This window comes from Paenibacillus sp. E194 (assembly GCF_000935845.1).
Taxonomy (GTDB): Bacteria; Bacillota; Bacilli; order Paenibacillales; family Paenibacillaceae; genus Paenibacillus_B; species Paenibacillus_B alvei_B.
On the sequence record NZ_JMDX01000498.1, the window covers coordinates 1 to 1,212 of the forward strand.

Consider the following 1,212-nt stretch of genomic DNA (forward strand, 5'->3'; position numbering starts at 1 on the left):
GGATTGTCAACACTAAATCAGACAGCTTTTTTAAGGGATAATCTTCTGTAATCTACTGGACTCATATAGCCTAAGGTTCCATGGATGCGATGTTTGTTGAACCAATTTACGTAGTCATATAGCTCCAATTCTAGGTGATGTAAACTGTGGAAGTTCATCTGATTAATGAATTCCGTCTTCATAATTTTAAACGTAGCTTCTGCAACTGCGTTATCATAAGGGCACCCTTTCATGCTTAAGGAACGACCGATCTTGAACGTAGCAAGTGTCTCATCAATCAACTTGTTCTTAAATTCACTACCACGATCGGTATGGAATAATTGAATTTGACTTAGATTTCCTTGCACAGAAGCAAAGGCTCGTGTGACTAAAGCTGCGTCCTTTTTCGGCCCTGCACTTGAGCCAATGATCTCTCGATTAAAGAGGTCAACTAATACACAGATGTAGTGCCATCTGTTTTTGACTTTGACATACGTTAGATCGCTTACAACGACGCGCTTAGCTTTAGATTGCTGGAACTTGCGGTTCAGTTCATTTACCTGTTGCGATTCGTTGCATGTTGTTTTGTGAGGTTTGTATTGAGCCACGGTATATGTAGAAACAAGGCCTTGTTCCTTCATAATGCGGCCAATTCGACGTCTTGATACGATAAGTCCACGTTCGTGAAGCTTTGCTTTAATCTTTCTTGTACCATATGCATTTCGGTTCTTCTGGAAGATTTCAACGATTAGCTTCGTAATACCATCTTCATTACTGGAGTTTTTTGCTTCATAATAGTATGAACTTCTAGTTATTTGCAGGACGTCGCACATTGCTGATACCGAGTATTTGTCGCGATTTTGATGGATGACACTTACTTTCGTCCCATGATCAGCGCTGCTTGCTTTAGAATGTCATTCTCCATTTTGAGTCGTTGGTTTTCTTTCCGTAATGCAATAAGTTCATTTTCTTCTGGAGAGCGGTTGTCCTTCTCTGAGAAGGAACCTGTTTGGTGGGCTTGTTTAATCCAGCGATCCAATGCAGATGCACTCAACTCATACTCACTTACAATGTCTGCTCTTGATTTCCCATTCTCGTATAGCTGAACCATCTGTTTCTTGAAATCATCTGTAAATGTGCGTCTTATTCTTGGCATAGTAGATCCGCTCCTTGTTATGATGTGTTAATTCTACTAGCCCTTAATTTTTCTGTCCAACTAAGTGTAGCCGATCT

At 40.3% G+C, this 1,212-nt stretch carries 1 protein-coding gene; it reads right to left on the minus strand.

What is annotated here, in order from left to right:
* Positions 1 to 17: 17 nt before the first annotated feature.
* Positions 18 to 1,135, minus strand: a protein-coding gene (locus tag AZ66_RS29190; RefSeq protein WP_156160140.1) for an IS3 family transposase whose coding sequence is annotated in 2 segments (ribosomal slippage) — positions 18 to 889 and positions 889 to 1,135 — 1,119 coding nt in all. Because the reading frame shifts where the segments join, the coding sequence is not laid out codon by codon here.
* Positions 1,136 to 1,212: the final 77 nt, after the last annotated feature.